This window comes from Acidovorax sp. GW101-11A03, from assembly GCF_059424825.1.
On sequence record NZ_JBWKZU010000140.1, the window covers coordinates 1 to 1,523 of the forward strand.

The window sequence follows — 1,523 nt, forward strand, 5'->3', positions numbered from 1 at the left end:
CGAACTGGCGCAGCTGCTGCCCGCCGATGCCATGGAGCGGTTGCAGGAGGCCATCGACACCTTTGACTTCGACCAGGCGCTGGCGCAGCTGCAGCAGCTGCGCACGCACTGGATCGACGCGCCCACGGAGACCCCCGCATGAACCCCGCCCCCGACCTGCGGCCCCGCCTGCTGCTGGTGGATGACGAGCCCACCAACCTGCAGGTGCTGCGCCATATCCTGCAGGCCGACTACCGCCTGCTGTTTGCCACCGACGGTGAACGCGCGCTGCAGGTGGCGCGCGAGCAGCGGCCCGACCTGGTCCTGCTCGACATCATGATGCCGAACCTGGACGGCTATGCCGTGTGCCGCCTGCTCAAGGCCGACGCGGCCACGGCGGCCATCCCGGTGATCTTCATCACCGCGCTCACCGACAGCCAGGACGAAACCGCCGGGTTCGATGCGGGCGCGGTGGACTACATCACCAAACCCGTCAGCCCGCCCGTGGTGCGCGCGCGGGTGCGCACCCACCTGTCGCTGGTGCGGCTGGACGAGCTGCGCGAAACCCGCCTGCAGATCGTGTTGCGCCTGGGCCGCGCGGCCGAATACAAGGACAACGAAACCGGCATGCATGTGATCCGCATGAGCCACTTTGCCCAGCAGCTTGCGCTGGCCGCAGGCTGCAGCCCCGCCTGGGCCGAAGACCTGCTCAACGCCGCGCCCATGCACGACGTGGGCAAGATCGGCATTCCCGACGCCGTGCTGCGCAAGCCCGGCCCGCTGGATGCCGACGAATGGGCCACCATGCGCCGCCACCCCGAGATCGGCGCCGAGATCATTGGCGAACACCCCGCCGGGGTGCTGCAGCTGGCGCGCGAGATTGCGCTGGCCCACCACGAAAAGTGGGACGGCAGCGGCTACCCCCAGGGGCTGGCGGGCGAGGCCATCCCGTTGTCGGCACGCATCGTGGCCATTGCCGATGTGTTTGATGCCCTCACCACCCGCCGCCCCTACAAGGAGCCATGGCCCGTGCACGAGGCCATGGACCACATCACGGCGCAGGCGGGCAAGCACTTCGACCCGGCCCTGGTGCCGTTGTTTGTGCCGCTGCTGCCCGTGCTGCAAGAGGTCCGCGCCCGCTGGGCCGACTGACCCGGTGCAAGGGACGATGGCATGACCGCATGGACTTTGCAGCGCCGCCAGTTTGTTGTGGCGGGCGCTGCCGCCCTGGCCACGGCCGCCCTGGGCGGGTGTGAGCGCGCCGCGCCGCCTTTGCTGGGCGGCTTCACCGGCATCGACATAGCCCGGGGCCACCAGCTGCGCGACCTGCTGAAAAACGGCAGCCTGCCCGAGCCTTCCGTGGTGCGGCGCGCGCAGGTGGTCATTGCAGGCGGTGGCGTGGCCGGGCTGGCCGCAGCACGCGCGCTGCGGCTGGCGGGTGTGCACGACTTTGCCCTGCTGGAGCTGGAAGACACCCCCGGCGGCAACAGCCGGGGCACCCTGGTGGGCGGCCTGCCCTGCCCGCAGGGCGCGCACTACCTGCC

Annotated in this window: 2 protein-coding genes; both read left to right on the forward strand. The window is 70.6% G+C overall.

Features of this window, described 5'->3' with window-relative positions:
• Positions 1-138 precede the first annotated feature (138 nt).
• Positions 139-1,131: a response regulator gene (locus tag AC07Z7_RS25055; protein WP_094289754.1), complete on the forward strand. Its 993-nt coding sequence runs from the start codon at positions 139-141 to the stop codon at positions 1,129-1,131.
• A gap of 21 nt (positions 1,132-1,152) precedes the next feature.
• Positions 1,153-1,523, forward strand: a 371-nt coding sequence (locus AC07Z7_RS25060; RefSeq protein WP_494768042.1) for an NAD(P)-binding protein, incomplete at its 3' end; no start/stop codon positions are given.